General features: G+C 43.2%; 26 protein-coding genes and 3 pseudogenes. 16 read left to right on the forward strand and 13 right to left on the reverse strand.

Translation table 11 applies throughout. From position 1 onward, the window contains the following. Positions 1–955: 955 nt before the first annotated feature. The 8 genes from AB5903_RS03370 (at position 956) to AB5903_RS03405 (ending at position 7290) form a co-directional block, all read left to right on the forward strand. Positions 956–2461, forward strand: a complete 1506-nt coding sequence (locus AB5903_RS03370) for an energy transducer TonB (protein ID WP_368117651.1) — start codon at positions 956–958, stop codon at positions 2459–2461. Further along, positions 2458–3249, forward strand: coding sequence for a TonB family protein (locus AB5903_RS03375; protein ID WP_368117652.1), 792 nt, complete (start codon positions 2458–2460; stop codon positions 3247–3249). The genes AB5903_RS03370 and AB5903_RS03375 overlap by 4 nt, the downstream gene beginning before the upstream one ends. Beyond that, complete coding sequence (locus tag AB5903_RS03380) at positions 3216–3725, forward strand: immunoglobulin-like domain-containing protein (protein WP_272709938.1); 510 nt, start codon at positions 3216–3218, stop codon at positions 3723–3725. Before AB5903_RS03375 ends, AB5903_RS03380 begins: the two co-directional genes overlap by 34 nt. Before the next feature lie 53 nt (positions 3726–3778). Further along, complete coding sequence (locus tag AB5903_RS03385) at positions 3779–5134, forward strand: immunoglobulin-like domain-containing protein (protein ID WP_272709939.1); 1356 nt, start codon at positions 3779–3781, stop codon at positions 5132–5134. Positions 5135–5219: 85 nt separating this feature from the next. Then, positions 5220–5486, forward strand: coding sequence for an HU family DNA-binding protein (locus AB5903_RS03390; RefSeq protein ID WP_272709940.1), 267 nt, complete (start codon positions 5220–5222; stop codon positions 5484–5486). A gap of 11 nt (positions 5487–5497) precedes the next feature. Further along, positions 5498–6376, forward strand: a complete 879-nt coding sequence (locus AB5903_RS03395; RefSeq protein WP_272709941.1) for an urea transporter — start codon at positions 5498–5500, stop codon at positions 6374–6376. A 250-nt stretch (positions 6377–6626) separates the two neighbouring features. Continuing rightward, entirely contained in the window at positions 6627–6920 is a 294-nt protein-coding gene (locus AB5903_RS03400; protein WP_272709942.1) for a type II toxin-antitoxin system HigB family toxin, read from the forward strand. A gap of 4 nt (positions 6921–6924) precedes the next feature. Then, on the forward strand, positions 6925–7290 hold the full coding sequence (locus AB5903_RS03405) for a type II toxin-antitoxin system HigA family antitoxin (protein WP_272709943.1): 366 nt from the start codon (positions 6925–6927) through the stop codon (positions 7288–7290). A gap of 160 nt (positions 7291–7450) precedes the next feature. Here AB5903_RS03405 and AB5903_RS03410 read toward each other — a convergent pair. Then, a pseudogene (locus AB5903_RS03410) lies at positions 7451–7758 on the reverse strand (peptidase domain-containing ABC transporter); the annotation flags it as partial. 106 nt (positions 7759–7864) lie between these two features. Between AB5903_RS03410 and AB5903_RS03415 the strand changes: the two are divergent. From AB5903_RS03415 to AB5903_RS03425, 3 genes are all read left to right on the forward strand, one after another. Then, positions 7865–9397, forward strand: coding sequence for a hypothetical protein (locus AB5903_RS03415; protein WP_007843127.1), 1533 nt, complete (start codon positions 7865–7867; stop codon positions 9395–9397). A 241-nt stretch (positions 9398–9638) separates the two neighbouring features. Further along, entirely contained in the window at positions 9639–10127 is a 489-nt protein-coding gene (locus tag AB5903_RS03420; RefSeq protein WP_130054151.1) for a helix-turn-helix domain-containing protein, read from the forward strand. An 11-nt stretch (positions 10128–10138) separates the two neighbouring features. Continuing rightward, complete coding sequence (locus AB5903_RS03425) at positions 10139–10957, forward strand: hypothetical protein (protein ID WP_007843124.1); 819 nt, start codon at positions 10139–10141, stop codon at positions 10955–10957. A gap of 56 nt (positions 10958–11013) precedes the next feature. Here AB5903_RS03425 and AB5903_RS03430 read toward each other — a convergent pair whose 3' ends face one another. The 4 genes from AB5903_RS03430 to AB5903_RS03445 form a co-directional block, all read right to left on the reverse strand. After that, the gene (locus tag AB5903_RS03430) at positions 11014–11535 is read right to left on the reverse strand and encodes a hypothetical protein (RefSeq protein ID WP_007843122.1); all 522 of its coding nucleotides are present in this window, start codon (positions 11533–11535) and stop codon (positions 11014–11016) included. A 118-nt stretch (positions 11536–11653) separates the two neighbouring features. Continuing rightward, positions 11654–12187: a hypothetical protein gene (locus AB5903_RS03435; RefSeq protein WP_007843120.1), complete on the reverse strand. Its 534-nt coding sequence runs from the start codon at positions 12185–12187 to the stop codon at positions 11654–11656. A gap of 22 nt (positions 12188–12209) precedes the next feature. Next, a complete protein-coding gene (locus tag AB5903_RS03440; protein ID WP_007843118.1) occupies positions 12210–13469 on the reverse strand; it encodes a hypothetical protein in 1260 nt (419 codons plus the stop codon). Continuing rightward, positions 13466–13915, reverse strand: a complete 450-nt coding sequence (locus AB5903_RS03445) for a hypothetical protein (protein ID WP_007843116.1) — start codon at positions 13913–13915, stop codon at positions 13466–13468. Before AB5903_RS03445 ends, AB5903_RS03440 begins: the two co-directional genes overlap by 4 nt. Positions 13916–13937: 22 nt before the next feature. Between AB5903_RS03445 and AB5903_RS03450 the strand changes: the two genes are divergently transcribed. Beyond that, positions 13938–14075, forward strand: a complete 138-nt coding sequence (locus AB5903_RS03450; protein ID WP_281695827.1) for a hypothetical protein — start codon at positions 13938–13940, stop codon at positions 14073–14075. 120 nt (positions 14076–14195) lie between these two features. Here AB5903_RS03450 and AB5903_RS03455 read toward each other — a convergent pair whose 3' ends face one another. From AB5903_RS03455 to AB5903_RS03490, 8 genes and pseudogenes are all read right to left on the reverse strand, one after another. Beyond that, the gene (locus tag AB5903_RS03455; protein WP_258885749.1) at positions 14196–14642 is read right to left on the reverse strand and encodes a hypothetical protein; all 447 of its coding nucleotides are present in this window, start codon (positions 14640–14642) and stop codon (positions 14196–14198) included. Between the two features lie 283 nt (positions 14643–14925). Beyond that, positions 14926–15417 (reverse strand): hypothetical protein, encoded by a 492-nt coding sequence (locus AB5903_RS03460; RefSeq protein ID WP_270593262.1) that lies wholly within the window; start codon positions 15415–15417, stop codon positions 14926–14928. Between the two features lie 36 nt (positions 15418–15453). Beyond that, entirely contained in the window at positions 15454–15687 is a 234-nt protein-coding gene (locus AB5903_RS03465; protein WP_032948138.1) for an excisionase family DNA-binding protein, read from the reverse strand. A gap of 309 nt (positions 15688–15996) precedes the next feature. Beyond that, positions 15997–16929 (reverse strand): hypothetical protein, encoded by a 933-nt coding sequence (locus tag AB5903_RS03470; RefSeq protein WP_007843104.1) that lies wholly within the window; start codon positions 16927–16929, stop codon positions 15997–15999. 15 nt (positions 16930–16944) lie between these two features. Next, positions 16945–18096, reverse strand: coding sequence for a site-specific integrase (locus tag AB5903_RS03475; RefSeq protein ID WP_007843103.1), 1152 nt, complete (start codon positions 18094–18096; stop codon positions 16945–16947). A gap of 19 nt (positions 18097–18115) precedes the next feature. Continuing rightward, the gene (locus AB5903_RS03480) at positions 18116–19228 is read right to left on the reverse strand and encodes a site-specific integrase (RefSeq protein ID WP_007843101.1); all 1113 of its coding nucleotides are present in this window, start codon (positions 19226–19228) and stop codon (positions 18116–18118) included. A 219-nt stretch (positions 19229–19447) separates the two neighbouring features. After that, positions 19448–19687, reverse strand: a pseudogene (locus tag AB5903_RS03485) (conjugative transposon protein TraK); the annotation flags it as partial. A gap of 27 nt (positions 19688–19714) precedes the next feature. After that, positions 19715–20173 (reverse strand): annotated as a pseudogene (locus tag AB5903_RS03490) (hypothetical protein); the annotation flags it as partial. A 191-nt stretch (positions 20174–20364) separates the two neighbouring features. On the opposite strand from AB5903_RS03490, the gene AB5903_RS03495 reads away from it, so the two are divergent. From AB5903_RS03495 to AB5903_RS03510, 4 genes are all read left to right on the forward strand, one after another. Further along, the gene (locus AB5903_RS03495) at positions 20365–21735 is read left to right on the forward strand and encodes a site-specific integrase (RefSeq protein WP_272194177.1); all 1371 of its coding nucleotides are present in this window, start codon (positions 20365–20367) and stop codon (positions 21733–21735) included. A gap of 10 nt (positions 21736–21745) precedes the next feature. Next, positions 21746–22939, forward strand: a complete 1194-nt coding sequence (locus AB5903_RS03500; protein WP_272194178.1) for a hypothetical protein — start codon at positions 21746–21748, stop codon at positions 22937–22939. Positions 22940–23109: 170 nt separating this feature from the next. Further along, positions 23110–23421: a helix-turn-helix domain-containing protein gene (locus tag AB5903_RS03505; protein ID WP_055256885.1), complete on the forward strand. Its 312-nt coding sequence runs from the start codon at positions 23110–23112 to the stop codon at positions 23419–23421. Positions 23422–23454: 33 nt separating this feature from the next. Beyond that, positions 23455–24174, forward strand: coding sequence for a hypothetical protein (locus AB5903_RS03510; protein WP_272194179.1), 720 nt, complete (start codon positions 23455–23457; stop codon positions 24172–24174). Positions 24175–24273 lie beyond the last annotated feature (99 nt).

The raw sequence follows: 24273 nt of genomic DNA on the forward strand, positions 1-24273 counted from the left end.
TTCTGGGTGTGTGAATACTAATTCCAAGGGGGTAAATATAGCTTTCAGGGGTGTAAAACCTTCAAAGTATCAGTTGTCGCAGAATTCAGCATACTACGGTTATTGGATTACACACCAATGATTTACATAATAAAAGCTATCTATCCTTAGAGTGTGTAAAACGCATACACACCATATATGACATAGAGAAGCCTGTTCCTTCATGATTCATCGGGTACATACGGCATGGAAAGGATGATAAAATATTCAACAACACACTATGTATCCGTTCCGGTCCATGATGAACAGTTACAATAGAGAGTCCGGTTAAAAGTCCATAATCCGGAAGTATACAGTATCATATTTTCATAGCCTTTTTTATGACCAGCCGTAGATACCATAAATCCTGACCTGCTGCAAATATCGGATAGGACAGCAGAAAACCATTGTATTTTATCGGCTGAAGACAGGAAGGCATGGGACATTATGTGATTATTGCATTCCCATCCATCAGGTAGAAACAGTTGAGGAAAGAGAATAAATGTCAATTGGAGAATAGAGGTCTTAGGGTACTTCGTTCCTTCTACAGTGGAGAAGATGAGGAGGTCGTTTTGTCTGTTTGCTGTTTAATTGGATATAATAAGTCAAGCCTGCAATGTTTTTGGTTAAATCTGTATATGATTTGTAACCTCTTAGAATAAAAAAGATTAGAATAATCACCCCATTTCAGGTAATGAGTTGGCAACCGTCTCTGTTGCCTTGTTCTGCTTTGTTTTACTTCTGATGGTTATGTATTACATTCCACTTCGTTCCATACTTCAGGCTCTGCCAAACTCTTGATTATATCTTATTCCTGCTAAAAAAAGAACTGTTTTAAAGCAGGATATTGAGAAATAGAAATTAAAATTCAGATAATATCTCTATCTTTAAGGACGTTTCATAGATCAATGGGAGGTAGCATTAATACTATAGACATATGAAAACAGAGATGCTATATATTCTAGTATGTTGTCTTTTTCTGACCGGTTGTAATGGAAAAAGTAATAAAGAGAACCACGCTGATGTTACCGACACGCTCTTTGAGGAAATATCTCTTATAGATGATGAAACGGACAGCCTGATAAAACTGGAGGGAGAGAATTTATGGAAAGAGGCGAACAGGTATAAGGCTTCCATAACCGATACCACTTTCCTTAGAATAAGAGGGATAATGTCCTATGCTGCAATAGATATGTATACAGGAGAAGGTTTCAATAAGAACTACGCCTTTAACCAGATTGTTTATCTGAAAGCGTTGGATAGATGCAGGAAGTTTCTTACTGTAAAGAATGACAGACTGAAATTCAATATCAAATCCGGTAAAGATATTCATATTTCAGAAGAGTTGTACCTGTTCATATCCGATTTGTTCAATGAGTGGAACAAATGGCTGGAATCGGGCAGTCATAAAGTATTGAAAGATGAACAGGGGCTCTATACTGTATTACCTGAAGGAAACAGCCGGACTCAACCCATAATAGTTGAAGAAGGGCCTAAGCAAGTTCCCCAAGATACAGTTGTAGAGATTAAGTATATCCCTTCTGCAAATGCTACCCCTTCCACAGAGAAAGCAGTATCAGGCTTGAAATGGGGTTATCTAATAGATGATACAGAAGGAGTGTTCAAAGCTTCTTTTGGCAAGCATAAAAACCGGATAAACCGTGAAAGAAGTGAGGATATCATAGTAAATGGTACAAGCATTTCCGGAGGCAAGGTTTATATTTCCATTGTCAGTCTTAAATATAATCTGATATATAAAGGTGAAGCTGATTTCTATCTGGAGGGCAAACAGAAGAATTTACATAAGATTCTCGATAAGGACGTGGATAAGGAGTCTGTCGTCCTTTGTCTTGAAAAAGGGGAAACAGCAGAGATAGATGTTGATTTCCCTGATAACTGTCAACCGGGTGATTATCTTCTGAAAATCAGGGTCTATAATGAGAACGAGGAATGTTATTATACAGTCCAACAATGGTTTGAAGCCTATACCGCTCATCAGGTTTCATACAGAAACAAACCTGTTCCAGTAGGCCCCGCACGGTCTTCGGATTATAAGGCACCTTCAGGCGAGGATGATATATTTGATGTTGTTCGGAATATGCCTGAGTTTCCTGGTGGTATGCCTGGACTGATGGAGTTTATAAGACAGAATATCCGGTATCCACAAGCTGCAAGACAAAGCAGACTGGAAGGCAGGATTATTGTACAGGTTGTTATAGACAAGGATGGAAGTGTGATACAGCCCAAAATTCTCCGTAGCATCAATCCTGTACTGAGTGCTGATGCTGCTTTATGTGAAGAGGCATTACGTATCGTTTCGATAATGCCAAAATGGAAACCCGGTAATCAGCATGGAGTGAATCTGAAAGTAAGGTTCACGTTCCCGATAAGATTTGAATCTCCCACCAGTCAAATTACCCGAAATAATGAAAGTATGCCATGAAAACGATATTTGTAATCATACTGCTCTGTGTTTTGATGGTCGGGTGTACAAGCAAGCCTAAACATAATCCGATTGTAGATACTATAAACAATAGCATAGGAATAAATGATACCCTCGGATTGTCATTGCATCCCGAATACCCTGTATATTCCACCAGACAGAAACAAGTGACTTTTGTATTACATAACAATAGTGGTACTGACATTAGCTTTGGGGGATATTACAACTACACTTATGAGGATGAAAAAGGTACATGGAGAGAAGCTCCCATGCAGCTTGTTGCATTTGATGTAGAAACTGTACTTTTTCAGGGCAATACACATTATTATAATGCGTATTTGTTCAGACATGCTCCCGGCCGTTATCGCTTCTTTCTTACAATAAGAAGATATAACAGGAAATATACTTTAATGGCTGAATTCCAATTGCAGAATAATACTATTGAATTTTTGGGAAGGCATTCCGATAACCGGCAGAAAGATACTTTACCGCCGGAAGAGGAAATTGTAGGGCAACCAATCTATAATGTAGTCGACCAAATGCCAGAATTTCCCGGTGGTATGGATAAACTGTTGCAATTCATCAACGGTAATATGCAATATTCGGCAGAAGCACGAAAGAAAGGAATACAAGGAAGGGTTACTGTTCAATTTATTGTAGATGAATACGGTCACATAACAGAACCTAACATAGTGAGAAGTGTTGATCCTTTTTTAGATAAAGAGGCATTACGTATCATAAAAACGCTTCCTCAATGGAAACCCGGAACATTGAAAGGGAAGCTGTAAAGGTGAAATATACAGTTCCGGTAACTTTCAGGCTGGATAAAACAAAAGAGATTCCCCAAACCCCACAATCAATGACACAGACATTGCATCCGGTACCCCGTAATATTCCAATCGGGAAAAACATGAATCCCGATTCGCTTTCCATGAAAACTGAATATGCCTGCTATCCGCCGTCAACTACAGAAGTGAGGATATTTGTCACCAATCACTCCCGGCAAAAGTACACTTGTGGAAATGACTACAGCCTTGCTTTTTATAATGGCAGCAAACGACAATGGGAAATATTATCTGCCAATCCAACTATTGAGGATATTGGTTGGGCATTGCTTCCCCAATATCCCCCTCATCAGCAGACAATCAAACTCCATACTTCTGAAATACCCAATCGTCCGGGGAAATACCGAATTTATAAAACATTCTGTAGAGATGCCAAAGAAGTAGCCTATGCGGAATTTGAAATAACCTCATCCGGGTGACATCAGAAATAACTTGATAAGGCGATGTGATATTAACCCAATGGAAGATAACGATGAAATATTTACTCTTTATATCATTGATACTATTTTGCTCTTGCCATTCCGGTTCTTCCAGGAAAGGACAGGGAGATAAAACAGACAGCATTCGTTTGCAAAAGGAACTATGTGCTTTACATCGGTATGTGGACAGCATTATTAAATCCGATACCATCCTGCAACAACGCTTTCATTGTTCAGGAGCAGGTCTGACCAAAGACAAAGTAACCATTGACTTCCTGGATATACCGGAAGATTCTTTTGAGGTTTTTAAATCGGCATTCAAGAAGAACGTTTTTGCTTCCCCACTGTTGGAATTCAATATAATGTCGGATATCACATTCGGCCCTGAAATCATTCCGATAAAAGAGGATTCTCTCGGACGGACTGCAAATATAGTGTTGAGTCCTATACCACGGGATATTCCTCGAGGAGAAGCCATAAGCCCTGTTTTCCTTTCAATGCGTGCTGAATATGACTATTATCCGTTATCGACAACAGAAGTAAAAGTATTCATAACCAACCACTCCCGTTATGAATATGGCTGTGGTGAAGATTACAGTCTTACCTATTACAATGAAAGGCTGAAAAAATGGGAAGCACTACCGACCAACCCAATCAGGAATGATGTTTTATGGATATTTCCATTGGACTATCCCACTCATGAGCAGACAATCAGGCTTTATACTTCTGAAGTGCCCAATCGTCCAGGGAAATATCGTGTTTACAAATCCTTCAATAGGAATACGAAAGTGGCTTATGCTGAATTTGAAATGGTGGATACGAAAGGAGTTGAACAAATCAGAAAACGGATTGATGATTATTGGATGGACAGAATGAATGATGAAAAAGATACTACAGCACAAAACATTCAAAGTACAAGTATTTATGACAATGATACTATTGGAGTATCATTAATGAACAATTCACTGTATTTTCAGGAAATGTTCAGGCGAAAAGTTGTTAGTTATTCGGCTGTCAATCATGGAAGAATTCAATCGGCAACACCTTTTACAGCACCTGCATTCTTGGATACTCTGCAAATATCTATGAAAGCAGACAGAGCTGTTTATCCGGTAGGCACGAAAAATGTGTCGGTGAGTCTGAATAATAATAATTCCAAAGTCCTGTTCTTTGGAGAAGATTATATGGTGGCACGTAAAGAAGGCAATCAATGGCTGTTACTGAATGGCAACAATGCTTGGACTGATATAGGCATTGGAGTTGGACAAGGGGAAAAATATCAATTTACAGCAAGTCTTTATCCTCTTTTTAATGATAACAGACCTGGAAACTATAGGGTATATAAGGAAATAGGTTTTTATGATTCTAAAGAAAAATGGTTTATGGTGGCAGAATTCAGAATAGAGTAAGTAAAACCCTTATCATATCCGGATATTTTCTGGTATTGGATGAAATTCAGTATCTTTGCAATCCCTTTTAATGTAGAACTTGATTATGACAAAAGCAGAAATTGTAAATGAGATCTCCCTGAAAACGGGAACAGACAGAAAAGAAGTACTTCAGATAGTGGAAGGATTCATGGAGAGTGTTAAAAAGTCACTGGTCAACGGAGAAAATGTATACCTGAGAGGGTTCGGTTCCTTTACATTGAAACACCGTGCTGAGAAAGTGGCCCGGAATATTGCAAAGAATACTACCATAATTGTTCCGGCCCATGATATTCCCCATTTCAAACCATCCAAAGACTTTTCTTTAGATTGATTAATTGATCTATGAAAATAGTTTCGGTGGATAACTCATTGCTTGTTTTGGGTCGTGGAATAGGGCAAGTGATGTTCCAGAATAATGCGTTGTCCGGTCTGTTGATGCTGATCGGGATATTCCTGAATTCATGGGAAATGGGAATATTGGCTTTGGGTGGTAATATAATAAGTACATTGACAGCTTATTTCTCCGGTTATGGACGTGATGATATAAAGAACGGTCTGTATGGTTTTAACGGTACATTGGTGGGAATAGCAGTCGGAGTTTTCATGGAGTTGTCGATTGGTTCCTTATTATTGATGGCAGTGGCTTCATGTATTTCAACCTGGATATCACGACTTTTCAACCTGCAAAGCTCACTTCCCGGATTTACAGCACCCTTTATCCTTTCTGTATGGGGATTATTGGGACTTTGCGCCTGGATAATGCCTGATATTCTGTTGGTTTCTGATGCGGTTAATGATACTACACAAAGGATTAATTACTTTCAGACCCTCTGTTTTAGCATCGGTCAGGTAATGTTTCAAGGGAATATCTGGACCGGCCTGTTCTTTCTTGTCGGTATTCTTGTAAATTCGCGGACTGCTGCTTTCTATACTGTAATTGGAGTACTTCTCCCTATCCCTTTGGCTATCTTGCTAGGAATAGATGCTGATACGGTGAATATGGGCTTGATGGGCTATAACTGTGTATTGTGTGCCATTGCGCTAGGAGATAGAACTCTGAAAAGTCTTGTATGGGCTTCATGCTCAGTCTTGCTGTCCGTTATCTTACAGATTATAGGGATGAACTTGGGGATTACCACTCTGACCGCCCCTTTTGTCGTATCTGTATGGATCATAATGGGAATACAGAAATTGGTGAGTGTCAGAATAGAAAAGAGTTGATTCAGGTATTACGATTAATAATAGAATAAGGAAGCTGGATAATGAAGTACTGTCTCCTTTTTTGTAATCAGCTTCTTAGCCCAAAAGATTATGAGGCTTATAATTTTGTAACAAGAGAAATAGAATAATTAGCGGTGATTTCTCGGAGTGGCCGCTATTTTTTTTGCACCTCAAATTATAAATATTAGAATATTATTTTGAATTATAGAATTATATCATATATCTTTGTCCTTGGATAATTGAGTAACCAATGAGAATATTTACCGAACAAGCATTAAAAGAATATGCAGAGAATCATCCTGATTCAAGGGTTGCTTTGCAAGAATGGACTACTATTGTGAAAAGAAGCAAATGGACTTGTTTTGCCGATATTAAGAAAACGTTTAATAGCGTTGATAATGTAGGTAATCAACGTTATGTTTTCAATATCAAAGGTAACAACTATCGCTTGGTAGTAGTGATTAAATTCACCATTCAGTTTGTGTATATTCGCTTTATTGGTACTCATAAAGAATATGATAAAATAGATTGCTCTAATATTTAGGATTATGACAAAGATAGAAAATCAAACCCAGTATGAATGGGCAGTGAAAAGAGTGGAGGAACTTCTTCCATTGGTGAAAGATGATACTCCTTTGAATGACCCAAACAGCATAGAATTAGGACTTCTGTCTAATTTAGTTGCCGATTATTCCGAAGAACATTTTTCTTTAGGAGAACCTTCACTTGTTGATGTTCTTAAGCTTCGTATGTATGAAATGGGGTTGAATCAGAAGTCACTTGCAAAATTAGTAGGTGTCAGCCCTTCACGTCTCAGTGATTATATTTCCGGGAAGTGTGAGCCAACCTTGAAAGTTGCGAGAGAAATAAGTCGGAAGTTGAATATTGATGCAAATATAGTATTGGGAGTATAAGGGAAAGAATAAACCTCTTTGTATAACGCTTTTCATAAACTGGAAAATTATATTGCTTTCTTCAACATCCAATACCTGTAGCCTTATTTTTGAGGAGAAGTTGGATAAATGGTCTATAATTTCTGAACTGGTTAAATAATTTTGTCTATATAAAGAATAAGGGATCATACTTAAAATCTATATTTTCTATTCGAATAGATTTCTCAAAGTCAATTTTTTTCGCCTGATACATTTGTGACTCTTCATCTTTACTTTCATGAATTTCGTTGATTCGTTCAAGAGAAATTTTTACATCTTGTAAGGAGTATATTAAAGACATAAACTGTTCAATGGGAGAATTTAATTGCCCTATTATGTACTCATTGCACCGAGTGTCATCTGTCCATTTATTACAGACGTTGCAGCAAGTACAGTTATAAGTATGTTCTTTGCTTCATTAATAAGAATAGCGCTAGCTTCCTAAGAACGATAAAATAATATTTTGCGATAGTTTATTATTGCATTTCTTGCTGATTATCGTCGATTTGCGATAATAGTCATTATACAATAAAGCAATTATTGAAAGGGAAATAATATGGAGCAGTATTATATATGCGTAGTTCTGATTGTATTTTTATTCCTCCTATTTTTTCATGAAATTATAAGAGATTATAAGTCTATAAAGCATCCTTTTAGACGTATATTGTTATGTTTGGTTCTCACTCTTGTATTCAAATATAATTATGGCATATTCTTTTATGGATTAGAATATGAGGATGCTTATGTTTTTAGTTTTTGTGCAAGGCAATTTTCATATGATATATTTCCAACTTCTTTTTTAATTGACGCTGTTTCAGTTGGAAGTCTTACCGAACCTTTACTAACCTCAACTTACGGCGGTCATTTTATAATGTACCCAACATATTTATCTCTTTTTACCAAAGTATTGGGATGGTCTCCAACAATTTTGAGTTTAGCAAATACAATCATCGCATTTTTCGTTTTACTCATATTGTCAGTATTCTCTAAGGAACAGAAATTTTGGTTTATACCTCCTATTATTTATTGCTGCGCTCCTATAATAAATTTGTTTGCAACCTGCTTTTTATCTGAAATATTTTCAAGTTTCATTTGTCTGATATTCGTATATACTTATTTTAGAGAGAAAGGAGTATATAACTATATTTTATGCCTCATTTCATTTCTTGTAGCTATTATGTGTAAAAGGGAAAATTTGGCATTATTGTCTTTACCTGCTATTGAATTTATTTATTTGACATTTTTGAAATACAGATGTAATATCAAAAATCACATTACAGAGTTACTGAAATATATTCCATTCTTATTTATCCTATGTATATATTTTATGTGTATTCAGAATGTCTTTAATATAGAAACAATTGAATCTAAAGATATAGAAAATGCTACTTTTTCAACTCGCTATATGGCCATCTTACTGCCTGCTTTTATCAAAGCAATGTTTGGTTTTGAGGCATTCACTTTAGTTCTTATAATTACAATTGCATGGATTGTATATTTCTATATACGTTACAAAAGAATAACAAAAAGTATTGCATTTCCACTCATTTTATTTTGTGCGTATCTTATATTATATACTGCACATTATAGAGGGTACTTTTTTATTCAAGAAAAACAGGTCTCCTCATTTGAAACTTATAGATATATCAATAATTTTTTCTACTTAATACCACTTGTATTTATATCTTTGAGATGCAAGTTCATTAGGCAAATAAAACTAATAGCTTGCATTGTATTGGCTATTTCATTATTTAATACCTACTCACTTCGATTAAAAATGTCTGAGACTGAATATCGGGATCGATTTTATGAAGCACAAACAGTTCGTGATTACATACAGGCAAATTCTACAAAGAGTGTACTTATCTGTGAGAACATTCTTTTATACCAAAATATATGTGATGACAACTTTGATGTATGCGATATTAGACTTTATGATAAACTGGACAAAAACCATCACACGGATTACTATATATTACTGTCGGATTTGAATTACCTTAAAGAAAGATATTCACTAAACATAGATTTACATGATGTTTATCCAGTAATGAGCTTAGGAGAACGAAAATACCTATATAAATGTAAGTAATTTAATATGCAACAGATGATAAACCTCTATCTGTAAGCATTCCAAAAATTCAGGGGGGGGGATTTACGGAATACTTCCAAATTTCCCCTCCTGATATTTTTATGCGATTGCGATTATAATGATTGGTGTATAGACAAAATTTTAATTGTATTATTTGCCAATTAGAAAACTGTTTTATAACTTTGCATCGAGTCAATTTTTTAGAAGTGGCGGCAACACTTGAAAATACGGCATTAAAACGATGAATAAAGAACTTAAAAGGTTTATGAACGCGGAATTCAAATCCAAAGCACGGATTGTGGATTCTAAAATGGTGGAAGTGACTGCGCCAGATGGTGAGGTCTTTCAAGTCCTTTGCCAAGTTGGAGCATATCTAAGTGAAGAAACCCGAAAATTTGAATTGCATCTTATTGAGGCAATCTTTGATAAGAACTTTTCAGAGGACAAGGAACAGATGACTAATAATATCTGGCGTGAATCTTTTGCTCGTGGCGTAGCTTTTCTTGGCATTAGTTCAGGAGATAGACAGGGAGAACGTGTAAGAATAGGTGGGCGTATTCGACAAATCAGAGAAGAAAGGAATATGGAAGCTCGTGATTTGGCTAAACTGGCAGGAATAGATGCTGCCAATCTTAGTAGAATAGAGAACGGCAAATACTCCGTTGGCATTGACATTTTATCCAAAATCGCCGCTGTTCTGGGGAAGAAAATAGATTTAGTTGACCTTTAATTGACATGACTATGACAAAAGAACAAATTATAGAAACCATCCTTTCGATTTCAAGAAATCTAAAACTTGAAGTGGCCACAAAGTGCAAAAGCGAAAAATGGAGTGCTGATATTGTCGTAAATTGTGGCACTTATAAAGTAGCTTTTAATATATGCAAAAGTCCTCGTAACGTAGAAGAAACTTATAAAGCCATGAGAGAGGAACGTATATGCGGATGCTGGCTACTGATGCCTGCGAAAAATAGCGTTTTTCTCCCCAATAATATGCCGTGCTTCAAGTTGTCAGAAAAATCCGATGTCATTCAAGTGTTTCTCAATTCTGAATTTGACGTTGTTAATTCTAATGTTATTGCACTCGACGTTTTTATTCCGTCATTGATAAAAGGAAACATCAGGTTCGCACAAAGAATACTGGTCAAATATATTGAGGTATGCTTTGTTGATATGCAATGTTGGAAATGCCATAAAGAAAACCAAATGTATTTCATCAACCGCTTGCGTTCTTCAAACGGAATATCAGTCCCATATAATAGTGCTTCAATGGATGAATTGGAGTTTAATCCACTGATAATAAAGTCCATTGAGCAATATATAACCGCACATCCGGAATTAGGAATCAAAATGGGTAAAATAAAGCCTCGATTCAGCAAAACTGTTGGAAAATCTTATCCATCGTTTGGTTGTGCTTATTGTGACAGTATTTTTGGAAATCATTTTGTCCAGGAAGCAATGATGGAAATGAGGTATTACTCAAATAGCTTGCCGAAAGCCCAAATAGAAATTCAAGATGAAATCTACATGCCTGCAGATTGTTGGTATATAAAGGAATAAATTCAGGAGGAAATCTTCCTCCTGAACCTATTTGGTGTTGCCCACAGCTTATATGTCTATTTAACTTTCCAGCGGATATAATCTTGAACACACCATTTTTCAATTCTTGCTGTCAGGTATTCATATAATCCGTAAAAGAGATTCGGGAAATAAGTAACACTTACCTTGAATGAAATATTGCACCCTTTTAAGTACACAACTTTTCTGCTGACTTTCTTTATCATAGACACAGGAAGAAACACATCACGGCTTATTTTCAAGAAACGTGGTTCTTTGGAATCGCTAAGAAGTATTTCCAATCCATGAGTGCCAAAAGGCAATGCTATCGTTTCTCCGTTCTTCATGTGCAGGGAAGAATGCTCTGCATTAATTCCTTCAGCCCACAAAATGTCAGAGAATGAAATTTCCGTATCACAGACTTCATCCATTGAAAAACTGTAGCCGTCTGATAGATGTTGTATTGGGCTGTACCTTACCAATTCATCCATTCGAGCCTGCATTTGCGCGATATGACGCAACTCCTCGATTGATACAAGTCTGTCTGTAAGTGCAAATCGCTTGAAATACTTTGTTTTCATAAACATTTGAATTATTATTGTTTTGCATTATTGCTGAACAAAAATAATTATGATGTAAATGGCGCACCCAAACTGTTTTACGAACAACCGAAATTCTTTGCAAACGACAAATTCCATCTTATTTCAAATACGACCACAGCACTATAACGAGAAAACAAATGGCCTGTGTGATTATCATGAACACGATCCAACGACTGGAAAGCCAAATGCCTTCGTTATTACGGAGGTGTTTGGTTAACTTTTTACTATGTTCCTCCAATAATTCCTTCTCGGCTTTGATGTGGTCGGCTGTACATTGATGCACTTTCGTCAGTTCTTCGGTGCAGACTGTGGCACGGATGACAGTGTGTTGTTCCGCCTTGACAATGGCACAGTTGATGCCGTTTACGATATTGTCCGCACTGTCCTTTGCCGCAACCAAGGCATTAAAAGCTGTCCGCTCCCGTTGGACAGTATGCTTCAAGCTGCCGTGTATGTCGTGCAGTTCTTCTTTGAGTGCGTTGATTTCTTTCATCAGATTGCGAAACTCGATTAGCTGATAATTGACTTCCTGAAGCAGTCCGTCAAGTTCCTGTTTGTCCTGTTCCAACTCATCTTCGGGTGTATAATTGGCAAGCCTCTCACGGAGAGCCGCCGTATCGGGTTGTTTCATTGCATTGCTGTTTTTAAGTTTGTCATTTCCGTTTTATTCCGCCCTTTGGATGTCTGCCGATTCTGTTTGAAGCGGCTTGCGCACATCTACGGGCAAACTCAATCTCATCTTCTTTCGGGTCGCGTCCCCATTTCAAGTCTGACTGCGAACCGCCGCCACCTCCGCCTGATGATACCTCATAAGGTGAGGTTATAAGGGTGAAGTAAGCCATCGCAAGATTTTGCAGGGCTTGCCAGTTGGCCAGTTCCCGGTAGTCAAATTCATCGTTGAAGAAGTCCAGCACCTCGTCCGGAAGATAACGCTTGTAGGTCTTGCCATCATGCTCAAACTCCGTGGGCTGACAGTTCGGTTTGTAGGATGTGTAGTCCTCGAATACCGGATTGTTCTGCCGTATAACAGGCTGCGGCTTTTGCATTGTACCATTGGGAACGGACGTTTTCTGTGTCGGTACAACTGGCTGTTTGGCAGTAGTGCGGACTTGTTGCGCCTTGTCCTGATGCAGTTTCTCCCATGTCTGCCTGATGCGGGATGCGGTCAGGTTGCGCCCCTTCCCAAGTTCCGATGCCTTGAACTTCGTGTTGCCTTTGAGAAGCACATAGCCACGAATGACATTTTTCTTATCCTTGCGTAAATATAAGTCATAACCTTTGGCGGCAAGCCGTTCTTGGTAGCCATTCCATGACCATTCGTCAAGCTCGCGCAGGGCTTCCATGCAATCTGCACTGACTTTGGGAATGTTGGTCTCGTGTATGTGCTGTGCCGTAGTCCATCCCCTTTGCCGTGCTATCATTTCCGCCGCCCGTTGTGCGCGGAGGTGTATGGCGTGGTCGTTGTTGATGTTCCCTTTCTCGTCCACACGGCTGACAATGGCATGGAGGTGCGGTATGCCGCTCTTGGATTCCTCATGCAGCCATATGGAGGACTTGCTGCCCGATATGTTCGTCTGCGCGGAAACCACTTTGCCGTCCTTGTCGCGGATTTCTTGAATGTCGAAAGCGGCGGCGAAGTCCCGCCACAGTTCCTGCCAATCGTCCAAAGTGAAGTTTTCGGTATGCTCCATCGCCGGGCTTATCTCTATTCGGATAGCATTGTTCCTGATGTTCGGGTGGTTCATCGTGGCAAACTTCATTTCCGTCCAAATACCCGACGCATCCATACCCTGCGGCATGAAGTTGTCACAGATACGGGTAATCCTTTCGGGATGCTTCTTGTTCCTTGATTCTCCCGACACATAGAGCATCGCCCTTATGCCGTGGGCTACGGCCTTTGCCTTGGCTATCATACGCCGTCCTCCTTTGCTTCTTCGTCTGTTGTTCCTGCCGGATAGCTGTTGGCCGTCTGTGCGGACTGCAAGAAATCGGTGACACGGTCTGTGACATACGCCACTTTCTCGTACCAGTCAAGCATGGTCGGCTGGTGCCGGAAAAGTTTTATCTTCTCGTTGTCGGTCAATCCGTGCAGGGCGTTGGCGAAGTTCACCATGTCCGTCCTGCAAGCCGCAAGCAGGCGCAATCCGTCCAGTTCCGTTTCGGAGAGCCGTTGCCGTGGCTTGTAGCCGAGTGCTCTCGCACGGATGAAGTCGCTGCGCGTCATGCCGCATTGTCCGGCGGAACTCTTGATTTGGGCAAGCTCCTGTTCCGTGACCTTGGTGACAACCACCTTGTCACGCCTTATAACGGGCTTCTCCTGCTTGGCTTTTCGTTGGGAAGTATCTTTATCATTTGCCATAACTAATGTCGTTAAAATAGTCGTGAAACGGTATCTACAAAAGGGATGGTGCGAGCCTGCGAGCGGCAAGGACAACAGCCTGAAAGGGTGTTGCGAGAGTGCCGGGGTGTTACTGTCCGAAGGCGGTAATACCTCGGCATATCTCGTAACTCAACGCTGACGCTCCACGCCATTCCTCCCTTACGTTTGACATTGGATTAGCAAACCTTTGCCAGACGGCTTGCAGATTGGGGAACAACGGGAAAGCGGAAAATCTGCCTGTCAGCCCATTTATTGCCATTCAGAGCGGTTCTATCCTTTCCCTTTGCTTGTGGATGAACGGGTTGGAAACTACGCTGCCATCCTTTGCCATCCATTGCAGGAGGCACGGAAAGGTCATCACGGATGCAACCCTTGAACGGCAGGTGTCTATGAGTTCCAGCCTTGCCAGTTCGTCCAACAGGCGGCGTATGCGCTTCCTACCCATGCACCATTGGGTTGATAGCTGTTCTTCGGAATACTGCGCCTGACCGACTGAAAGCGTGAGCGGTCGGTGGAAACCTTTGGCAGTACCGTCCGCAAGAGCCATCCTTGCCAATAGGTCGGCAAACAATGTGAAGTTGCTGATTTCCCTGCCGTCATCATCGGTTGTTGTTCCGTGCAGCCATTGTAGACCACCCTCGGAAAAGATGAAAGCAAATGTTTCAATTCCTGCCGGGCGCAAGAAACTGTATTTTTCCTTGTCCATAAAATCTTGTTGTTATAAGTGTGATATAAATGTGGTGCTTCTGTTGCAAGAGTGGAATGAAGCCGTACAAGTGTATGCACGGATTTACCTGTTAGGTATTTTGTTGTACCCCTGCACGGCTTCATCCTTTTGCGTAATGCGTAAGCGGAAAACTGTTTTGCCGATAAGCAGCACCCATTCCCAAATATGTTCCAACCCGAAATAAGGGAAGAAAAGGAACGGGATGCAGCCATACCCCTATTGGATTTTACATCGACCATTTGCATTTTTCCATAGCATACGGTCACTTTCCTGCGCCATTGATGCCAGTGCTGTTAGAAAACGGTTGTCCCGGTGCAGGACGCTTGTCAAGTGAGGAAACGGCACGACTGATGTCCGCCGCATCCACGGCGATGGATAGCAACGACCTGTTTACCGTGACCAACTGACGCTTGTCGCAAAACTCAGCCACACGCTCCAGCAGTTGGAACGCACGGTTCAGACGATGTTCCTGCGCATTGTCCGCAGTCATCCGCTCGTTGTCCTTTCCGCTGTTGAGATAGCGGTTGAGCGCAAGGCGGTCGTCCGATGAAATGTTTGTTGCGGTGGTCTTGCCGTCGGCGATGGCGATGCTCACACGCAATGCGTCTGCCTCGTAAACGCTCAGGCTTTCCAGAAACGAGCGGATGGCCAACACATCCTTTCCGCTTGCTTCACGTTTTCTACTCTCGTACTTCTTCTCGGTGGGAACGACCGAAACTGCTCCGGCCTGTTCCATGTTTCTAATCTGTTCCATAATTACATTGGTTTTTGATGTGAATAAAAAGGTTGTTTACTTCCTGCCTGTAAGATAGCGGTCAGCTTCTTCCGCGATTTCCTCTTGGGATGAGATACGGACACCTGTAAGGAAAGCGTCCAAATCCTCTTTCTTGAAGAAACACAGCTTACCGCACGGCTTGTACATCGGGATAACCCGGCGCATCATCAGCTTGCGGAAGTAGGACAGCTTGAAGCCGCAATACTCGGCCGCCTCCTTGGTGCTTAAAAGTTTTCGTTGCTCTGTCATATGCGTATATTTTTAATGGATAATCGACTGCGCCCTTGTCGTGGCGACAATGCAAAGGTATGGCGGCAGATTTCAAGAGCAATCAATGTAAATGACACTATGACAACACTTTGCAGATTATAAATGCGAGTATAAATGAGGCCAAAACGATGTATAAAGGAACTCTAAACACTCCATAATCCTAAATCATCCATACAAGGCAAGCCATCGGTGCGTAAAGAAACGCGGGCGTTCACGGACGGGCATAAAAAAAACCGCCATCGGCTTGCAATGACGGGAACAAGAAAAGTGGGTTATGAAAGTATGCGGTCAGAGTTTCTTGAACTCTTCAAGGTCGTATGTGTCAAGTCTCGGACGCAGCCGCGTGGCCTTGCGCAACAACTTGGCGATATGCCTTTGGTGTTCGGACGGATTGTCTTTGGTGGCGGCTTTGAGGTTGCTCGCCAACTGTGCGCCGTTGTTGAGCGGCCAGAACTTTTCAAAGATTACCCATTTGCCTTTTCTGATTTTGAGGGCGGCACACAAGGCATTGGCGATGTAGGCATAGAGTGTCTGGTTGATTTCGTCATCTTCCTTTTTCATTAGCGGTTGGAAGTCCGCACCCAAATAACCGTCCTCCCGGAACAGCACGAGCAAGAACAGCGCATCGTTGGTCTGCAACGCTTCGGGCAATTTCTTAATCTTTTCCGGCTGAACTTGTGAAATAAGATGGTCGTAGTGCCGGATTTCATCTACCTGCTTCATTGAAACTGGCGGTGTAGGTGTTGAAATCACAGCTCCAATTTGCTTCTCCACTTGTTTGTCAACAGCCTGTCGCTTGCCGGGAACAAACCTGTTCCACCGTTGACGCAACCACGATTTTATCCGTTCCCCGTAAGCCATACCAATGATGCAGGGTAACAGGAAAAGCACGGCAAAGAGTGAAGCCATGACGATGAACGTACTCCAGTCCATGTGTTTGTCAGGCGTGAGGATGAAGGCAATCAACAGTGAAACCACAAACCAAGAGGCGGTCAAAACAGAGCGGTCTTTGGAAAGCCACTTGTCTATGATGATGTCGTACAAAAGGAAAAATTCCACAACCAACCCAATCCATCCGACTATTGACAAGGCGGTAAAGACAAATGCAGCCGTGGTTGCTTCCATACGGAAAGCAACGGCGGCTACCAACCCGAATGCGGTTGCGGCTACCACCGTAAGCGGCAATAGCATCGTTAGAAAGTTATCGGACAATCGTTTCATCGCATACAACAGGGATTAGTCTTTGAAAATGTCATTGACGCGGTTGACAGCCTCGTCTTTCTTTTGGTCGATAATCTTCGCGTAAATCTGCGTGGTGGAAATGTTCTTATGGCCGAGCAGCTTGCTCGTGGTATAAATGTCAACATCCAAAGTCAGCATCATGGTCGCGAAAGTGTGTCTGCTGACATGGTAGGTCACGTGCTTGTTTATGCCAGCCGCCTTCGCCCATTTGTCAAGGATGATGCAGATACGGCTTTCAGACGGAAGGTCGAAAACCTTGTCCTCGTCCTTTGCATCGCCACGTTCCGGCAGCCACTTCATCGCCTGTTTGGATAACGGAAGATAAATAGGGTCGTTGGTCTTTTCCATTACGGTGAACACCCTCCACTGGTCGCCGTCCTTGTGTATGTCGCCCCATGTCAGACCGATAACATCGCTGATGCGCAAGGCGCAATAACAGGAGAACAGGAAAGCCTGCTTCACGGCTGGACGGGTGGGACATTCCGTTGCAATCAGCTTTTTCAGTTCGTCAATCTGCAGAAACTCGCGCTTGCTTTCGGGTCGGTGGATGCGGTCGGCGGCTGCAATATGTGTGAACGGATTTTCTGAAAGATAGTCATTCCGCACTGCCCAATTCAGCATAGCACTAAGCACCGTGACATACCCGGTGGCGGTGGTCATGGAGATAGTGCGGTTCGTCCGTGCCTTGTAATCGTTCCGTAGGAAATTCATAAAAGCCATGCAATAATCCTTGTCAAGCATCCTGATGGGAACATCGCCACGGAATTGGAATGTCGCTTTCCGTATGGAATTGACCCCACGAATGGAAGATTTTTTACCGTTGTCCTCCAGCCATCTTGCATAGAGGTCGAGCAATTCAGACAACTTGATGCGCCCACGCAATGTGGCGTTTGAAACTCCCTTTTCGCTGTTGGTAAGTTCTATGATACGGTCTGCCTTAATCTTGTTCGCCAAGGCCATGTTGTGTTGGTTCATGGCGCGGCTTGCCGGGTCAATCTCCGGCACGATATACAATTTAAGGAACTCATACGTCCGCTTCCCATTGCGGTAAATATCCAGGTAGATGGACTTGTTTCCGTTCTGCAACTCCTTGAATCGGATGCGGACAGGCTCTTTCGCCTTGATAACTTTCTTCGGTCTGGGCATGGTGTTATGTTTTTGTTGATTATTCGATTTCTACGGTTTCTCCCTTATTCTCAATGCGAGTAGCGGCAACCATTTTCATATATCCTTTCATCGTCTTGGGTGTCATTCCAAGCATACAACTGATAGTTCCGATGTCGGTGCCAGTGGTGAGCAACAGATATATAAAGGTATTTTGCGCAAGCCTGAAACTCAATGGCTGTTTTATTCCGGCGTTCTTCCCCCATTTCAACAGGATGTTCCTGATTTCAGTACCTTTCGGCAGACCTTTGAATACAAGCCCTCGATGGTTTGTTGTTTCGGGTAGCCAGCGCATTGATACGGAAGTAAGGGGAATGGATGACTTCCTTGAATGTACTTCGATGGTTGCCCTGTCTCCATCCGTCTTAATGTCTTTCCATTTGAGAGAGAGGACATCGGCAGAAGACAAGTATGTGAAGATGCTCAGCATGAAAGCCTGTTTGACTTGCGGCCTTGACATTACAGGGCATGGGGTATTCATCAAAGAGCGTATTTCATCAACGGTCAGAAACTTTTTTAGCGGACGTTCCCTTGTGATACGACCGTGGATGTTCACGAAGCGGAGCGGGTTTACACATATCATACCATCGGCCACCGCTTTGTTGAGCGTGCTGCTGAAAAGATAGATGAACGCCCTTGCTGTGGTCATGCTGATTTTTCCGAATTGTGCCGTGTAGTCCTTATGCAGGAAGTCAACCAAGCCGTCACAATAGTTTTCGTCAATGTCAACCACTTTCGTGTCCAATCCCCGGTAAGCGTTTACAGCCTTTTTCATACACCTTATATTATTGGCTGTGGAAACATCGCCCTTGCCAAGGATGAATTTCTCGTATTCGTCAATGGCCTCTCCAATACGTATGGTTGACGGCTCTTTGGTATCTATACCGAATCGTACTGCAAGCAGTTCATCTTCCTTGGCGGCACGGGCAGCTTCGGCTTCCTTCATCGTCCGTTTGTTTGCTGCGATATTCCTCTTGGAAGTTTCGGGTAACAAATAGAGGTGGAGGGCTTCGCGGATGCGTTTGCCGTCCTTGTAATAGTCAAGGTAGGCAGACTTCTTCCCGTTATCTATCTCCTTGTATTTAAGTGTGATATGCGATTTCTGTGTGGTCATAAAACTCTATTTTGTTACTATATGGTCATTTTACAGATACAAAACTACAAACTATTTTTCAAAGTAACAAAATAGTCGCAAACAAAGTAACAAAATTAACCCGATTTAGCGAAAATGAGAATCTATAGTCTTTTGAGATAAATCACATAAAGTATTGATATATAGCAATAATAAGTTCTTTTCAGTTCTCATCTATTCCAATGGAAAACTAATATAAAGATAATGGTGGAACATCTCGACATGGCTCTTGGCTTCCACGTCAAGCGTTTCCTCCATCGTCGTGCGGCGTACCAGTATAGGCACGTTGCTGTCCAGCACATACACCTTCTTTTGAGCGTCCGTAACCATCATGCGGGCCGTCCAGATACTCGACACGCTGATGATGACGCACCCCACGAGAAAGGCGGTGCAGATAATTCCGACCAGTTTGATTTTGTTCTCTAAATTCTTGATGACCATTTTGTTTGAATATTTATCGTTACTTTGTTATCTCATTACCGTACCCATTGCGCCCGTCGCCGTCATTTTGGCCTGCTGCGCCACGCCCTCGCCGAAGTTTCGGGTCGAGAACGCCGTGTCACCCTCCGGTATCATCCATGCCGCAAGGTCGGGGACGAGGTTCAGGCATTTCAGGGCCACGATGCTTGCCGCCATCAGATAGCCGGCGGAGAAGAAGCTGTTTTGCAGGTAAGCCGCCATCGTCTGCTCGCTCGCCGTGATTGCCGTCAGGTTCTCCACCTGTATGCACAGCACGATGTCGAACAGCAGCAGCACGTAGAAGCCCACGAAGTAGAGCATCGCCCCGTAGAAATGCACCGTCAGATACCTCGTGAGCCACTTCGCCCATGCACCTTCCCACTTGGGCAGGAGTGAGAACGCCCATTGGATAGGTCCGAACACGGTGAGCATTCCCAAAAGAATTTGCTGACAATAGATGGTCGCCCACTATTCACTAAATATATTCAGTGAAATTCAGTTTTGCAAGTTATCTTTGTATATCAGTTATTTGCATATGTTTTCATTTGGTTTGAATACTCACGGAATTTCACGGTTTTAGAAAATATTGGTACTATTTGATACCATATTTCGGGATATATTTTGTACCTTTGCATCACAGTAACCAAGATATATCGCGTATGGATTTCATCTTCATCAAATCATCCAAGGCAGGAAAGGAGGACTATGGTTCCATCTATGCCCGTGTGCGCAGCGGAAAGGCGAACATGAAAGTCGTGACAGGCTTCACCATCAAACAGCTTGAATGGGAAAAGTACCGCAGCCTGCAATACACCTCGTCAGCCCTGATGTCGAGCATCGGGATAAAGTACGGGCAGTTCGCCCAAGTCCTCGCGAGGATAAAGGCGGCATTCGAGGCGAACGGCTTCAACCCCAAGGAGGCCAAGAACATCATCGAGAGCGTGAAACACGACGTGCTCAACGGAATGATGCAGATTGTGGAGGTCAAGCCCAAAGGCAGGATGCTGTTCGAGGATTTCCTCACCTCTTATATAGAAGACATGGAAACCGGACGGCGCACCAAGAAAGGCCGTACCGTGAAAGTATCACCTGCCTATATAAAAGGTCTGCGCATTATCCAAAAACAGATTCGCAACTACCAAAAGGAAACCCACCGCAAACTCGGACTGGATGACATGACGATGGAGACACGCAACAGCCTTGTCGGTTACTGGAAGGAACGGAGCTTGATGCCCAACGCCATCAACTCGTACATGACCGATGTCCGCACGGTGGCAAAGGCGGCCTACGAGGACAAGCTGACCAAATGCGATGACTTCCGTCATTCCGACTTCGTGCCGAAAAAGGAGGAAGTGGACAACATCTATCTCACACCGGAACAGATACAGGAAATGCTCGACCTTGACCTTTCCACCAAGGAAGCTGTGAAAAAGAGATTGGAATCACTTGACATCAGCGAGGACGAGAAATTGGCACAACTTTCCAAATGCCGCATCACCCATATCAGGACACTGGAGCACGTAAGGGACATTTTCATCGTGGGCTGTCTGACCGGGCAGCGTGTTTCCGACTATTCAAGGATATGCGAGGACATGATAACGGAAATCGGCGGCACGGAGTTCATACTCATCACTCAGCAGAAGACGGAAAAGAAAGTCTATATCCCCGTTGACAGGCGCGTGAGAGCCATTCTCGCCAAGTATGACGGCAAACTGCCCCCGGTTCATCCCAATGAAATGAACAAGCTGGTGAAGACCATCGGCCTGTTGCTCGGCTGGACACATGACTGCGGCTTTGACGAGAAGCGTCTCAACCCCAAACGGGGAAGGAGGTTCTGCGACATGCTCCTTTCCCATACAGCCCGGAGAAGTTTCGCCACCAACGCGTACAAGGCTGGTGTCCCTCTGCCTTCCATCCAAGCCATCACCGGACACAGCAGCGAGGCGCAACTGCGCCGCTACCTGAAACTGGACGCGGAGGAAAAGGCCGTCATAGCATTAAAGGACTTCAAGGGTATCATCAAAATATAAGAAGGTGCTTATGGAAAAATCAAGGTTTGACATCATCAGCGATCTGTTCAAGCTGTCCAACGTAATCAGTGGTAGCCTGAAACTTGCGGAATCGCTTGCCGACAAGTCTTCCGGCAGTGACGAAACGGATTGCAAGGATATTTGCCGGAACATCAGATACAACTTAAAGCCCCTGTCTTTTCTTTTGGCCGGCATCAGGGAATATGTCACCGAACACGAGGATAAGGATCTGGCACGGAAATTCGTCGGGCTGCACGATGACACGAAAAGACTTCATGGCATCTGCTCCAAATATGCGGACTTGAACAAGGCGGCTTTCCGTACAGGGGTGGCTTACCTGAGCATGGAAGTCATAAGTCAATACTTCTTTCCCGAAAAAGAACAGGAGCAAGTATCGCCGGAAGGTTCTGATATTTCTCCCAAACCAATGACACGTACCGAAGCCACCGACTGCATCGACACCATCCGTGCCGCCATACGGAAGTGTGCAAAGGATTCAGACGGGAACAGAGGGAAAGAAATGTATGCCATGCTTGCCAAAGTGGACAAGGCGAAAATCCAAGCCGTCAAGGAGTATATTGTCAATGCCAACGACAAGGATTTGGCGCAACTCTTCACGGAATATTTTGCGGAAGCCGTCCACCTTTCCATGCTGCCCCAAAATGATGATGTGAAAGCGCAGTCCGCAGGAATAAAGATGTTCCATATCGCAATGACGATGGGATATGTCAAGAGGAACGTGCTGCATGAGAACGAGTCCAAGTCGGCAACATCACAAACAATACCCTCTTGTACGGAAGAAGCGTCATCCGGTTTTACCGCCACAGATACAATGCAAGGCGGTACGTTCAGCACGACCGCGCAAGTTCCCGTTTTAAGGCTGTACCGTTTCCTTACCACCTATACCGTACAGAGTGGCCCCGACAAGGGCAAGCCTCTATTGGACGGCAATGCCGTTTCCGACCGGGACTTCCTCCGTGCCGTCATGCGTGCCGACTATTCCACGATATACGGCAGTTGCGTGAAGGGCAAGATGCGCTGTGTCGCCATCCTGCTGTCCAAAGCATACTTCAAGGACTGGAAAGGTTACAGGGCATCCGCTGCCCGTTCCATGGGGCTGACCCCCGAAAGCCTCGCCAAGTATAACGTGGAGAAAACCTTTATAGCGAAGCTCAAAGAGTTGCTTCCCATGATAAAATCGTGACATAACCCACAGGTGGCTACAATTCACCACAACCCACAGACTTCCACAAGCCGTTAAGCACCAGTTGTTTGACGGCTTTTTTCATGCGGTGTCATTTCACAGAATACCACAAATTCACAGGTTTTATTATTGCCATACCTTTGCCTCCATGAACTTAAAATCAGTGAATTATGACAGATAAGACAGAAATGGTACTGGTATCGCGCGACGAGCTTCAACAGCTTATCGGCGCAAGCGTGAGGTGCGCGTTTGAGGAATACCGGCAGGAACAGGCACCACAGGACACGTCGGAGTATTACACCATCCGGCAACTGGCGGAGAAATGGGGCGTAAGCATAGCGACCATCTGGCGGCACGAGAAGTTAGGACACATCAAAGGACAGCGGATAGGACGGCGTGTCCTGTTTCCCAAGGAACAGATAGACCGCATCAAGAGCCTGAAAGCCACCAACAGGAAGGCCGACAAGAATACCAAGGAATAATTTGTAAAACGCACAACAAAAGAATCAAGACTTATGAAGAATTTGAAGCAGCTTGTTTTGCCGTGCTACAAATTGGAGATGGTAATGCCTGTGGAGGCATGGTACTTCCTGCACGGGAGCACGGACGGGGTATGCAACCTTACCTATCTTCTTTCCCTTTTGTCGAAGATGGCGGTTTCGGAAGTACAAAACACCAAACGGGGATTGGGCTATGCCGTCCATCCCGGACAGGTGGATAGATCTATGCTGGTACTGGCCAAGGAATGGGGCATCGGGCGCAAGGCGGTGTCCCGCCTGTTGGAGGATTTCTCGGAACGCGGGCTAATCCGTGTTGATTCCAATCCCGTGACTTCCATCATAGACATGGTGTGCGTGAAGTCGTGGATGATAGCAGGGCGGCTCATCGAGAATCCGACATACCGCCAGACAATCAAGGCATACGAAGGGGTACGGATTTTCCTTTTCAACGGGCAACAATTAGAGACCTTGCGCCGCAGTTCGGCAAGGAAGAAGAAAGAAAAACCGATAGAAGAAACACCAGAGGAAACGGATGGCTTACCGTCCATGAATCTGACCGGTTCCAATCCTATTATAGAAGGTACAGGAACAGCGGAAACCGAAACGGCAGCAACAACCGAAAGTGAAGTGGAAAGCACTGTGGAAAATGCCGTTGTGGATGCCGACAACACACCTGTTTTAGAGGATGGCAATACTCTGTCCGGCTCACAGAAATGGAAACAGCCACAGGAATGAAGCGGCAGGAATGGCAAGCGACAGCGTTTTAGAAGGGATAATTTTTAGGGCTGGCAAGTTAATGTTTTCGTCCACGAAAACCACGCCACCAATGGCGAC

Origin of the sequence: Bacteroides sp. 2201st1_D9_2201SCRN_220225, from assembly GCF_040928965.1 — a bacterium.
In the GTDB taxonomy this organism is placed as follows: Bacteria; Bacteroidota; Bacteroidia; order Bacteroidales; family Bacteroidaceae; genus Bacteroides; species Bacteroides stercoris.

Coding starts and splice junctions, on each gene's coding strand:
- AB5903_RS03445 (WP_007843116.1), bottom strand. CDS start 13,915: ATGGCAAATGATAAAGATACTTCCCAACGAAAAGCCAAGCAGGAGAAG.
- AB5903_RS03475 (WP_007843103.1), bottom strand. CDS start 18,096: ATGCCCAGACCGAAGAAAGTTATCAAGGCGAAAGAGCCTGTCCGCATC.
- AB5903_RS03500 (WP_272194178.1), top strand. CDS start 21,746: ATGGAAAAATCAAGGTTTGACATCATCAGCGATCTGTTCAAGCTGTCC.
- AB5903_RS03480 (WP_007843101.1), bottom strand. CDS start 19,228: ATGACCACACAGAAATCGCATATCACACTTAAATACAAGGAGATAGAT.
- AB5903_RS03470 (WP_007843104.1), bottom strand. CDS start 16,929: ATGAAACGATTGTCCGATAACTTTCTAACGATGCTATTGCCGCTTACG.
- AB5903_RS03440 (WP_007843118.1), bottom strand. CDS start 13,469: ATGATAGCCAAGGCAAAGGCCGTAGCCCACGGCATAAGGGCGATGCTC.
- AB5903_RS03390 (WP_272709940.1), top strand. CDS start 5,220: ATGACAAAAGCAGAAATTGTAAATGAGATCTCCCTGAAAACGGGAACA.
- AB5903_RS03430 (WP_007843122.1), bottom strand. CDS start 11,535: ATGAAAACAAAGTATTTCAAGCGATTTGCACTTACAGACAGACTTGTA.
- AB5903_RS03510 (WP_272194179.1), top strand. CDS start 23,455: ATGAAGAATTTGAAGCAGCTTGTTTTGCCGTGCTACAAATTGGAGATG.
- AB5903_RS03400 (WP_272709942.1), top strand. CDS start 6,627: ATGAGAATATTTACCGAACAAGCATTAAAAGAATATGCAGAGAATCAT.
- AB5903_RS03435 (WP_007843120.1), bottom strand. CDS start 12,187: ATGAAACAACCCGATACGGCGGCTCTCCGTGAGAGGCTTGCCAATTAT.
- AB5903_RS03420 (WP_130054151.1), top strand. CDS start 9,639: ATGAATAAAGAACTTAAAAGGTTTATGAACGCGGAATTCAAATCCAAA.
- AB5903_RS03395 (WP_272709941.1), top strand. CDS start 5,498: ATGAAAATAGTTTCGGTGGATAACTCATTGCTTGTTTTGGGTCGTGGA.
- AB5903_RS03370 (WP_368117651.1), top strand. CDS start 956: ATGAAAACAGAGATGCTATATATTCTAGTATGTTGTCTTTTTCTGACC.
- AB5903_RS03415 (WP_007843127.1), top strand. CDS start 7,865: ATGGAGCAGTATTATATATGCGTAGTTCTGATTGTATTTTTATTCCTC.
- AB5903_RS03380 (WP_272709938.1), top strand. CDS start 3,216: ATGGAAACCCGGAACATTGAAAGGGAAGCTGTAAAGGTGAAATATACA.
- AB5903_RS03460 (WP_270593262.1), bottom strand. CDS start 15,417: ATGGAACAGATTAGAAACATGGAACAGGCCGGAGCAGTTTCGGTCGTT.
- AB5903_RS03495 (WP_272194177.1), top strand. CDS start 20,365: ATGGATTTCATCTTCATCAAATCATCCAAGGCAGGAAAGGAGGACTAT.
- AB5903_RS03405 (WP_272709943.1), top strand. CDS start 6,925: ATGACAAAGATAGAAAATCAAACCCAGTATGAATGGGCAGTGAAAAGA.
- AB5903_RS03505 (WP_055256885.1), top strand. CDS start 23,110: ATGACAGATAAGACAGAAATGGTACTGGTATCGCGCGACGAGCTTCAA.
- AB5903_RS03425 (WP_007843124.1), top strand. CDS start 10,139: ATGACAAAAGAACAAATTATAGAAACCATCCTTTCGATTTCAAGAAAT.
- AB5903_RS03385 (WP_272709939.1), top strand. CDS start 3,779: ATGAAATATTTACTCTTTATATCATTGATACTATTTTGCTCTTGCCAT.
- AB5903_RS03465 (WP_032948138.1), bottom strand. CDS start 15,687: ATGACAGAGCAACGAAAACTTTTAAGCACCAAGGAGGCGGCCGAGTAT.
- AB5903_RS03375 (WP_368117652.1), top strand. CDS start 2,458: ATGAAAACGATATTTGTAATCATACTGCTCTGTGTTTTGATGGTCGGG.
- AB5903_RS03455 (WP_258885749.1), bottom strand. CDS start 14,642: ATGGACAAGGAAAAATACAGTTTCTTGCGCCCGGCAGGAATTGAAACA.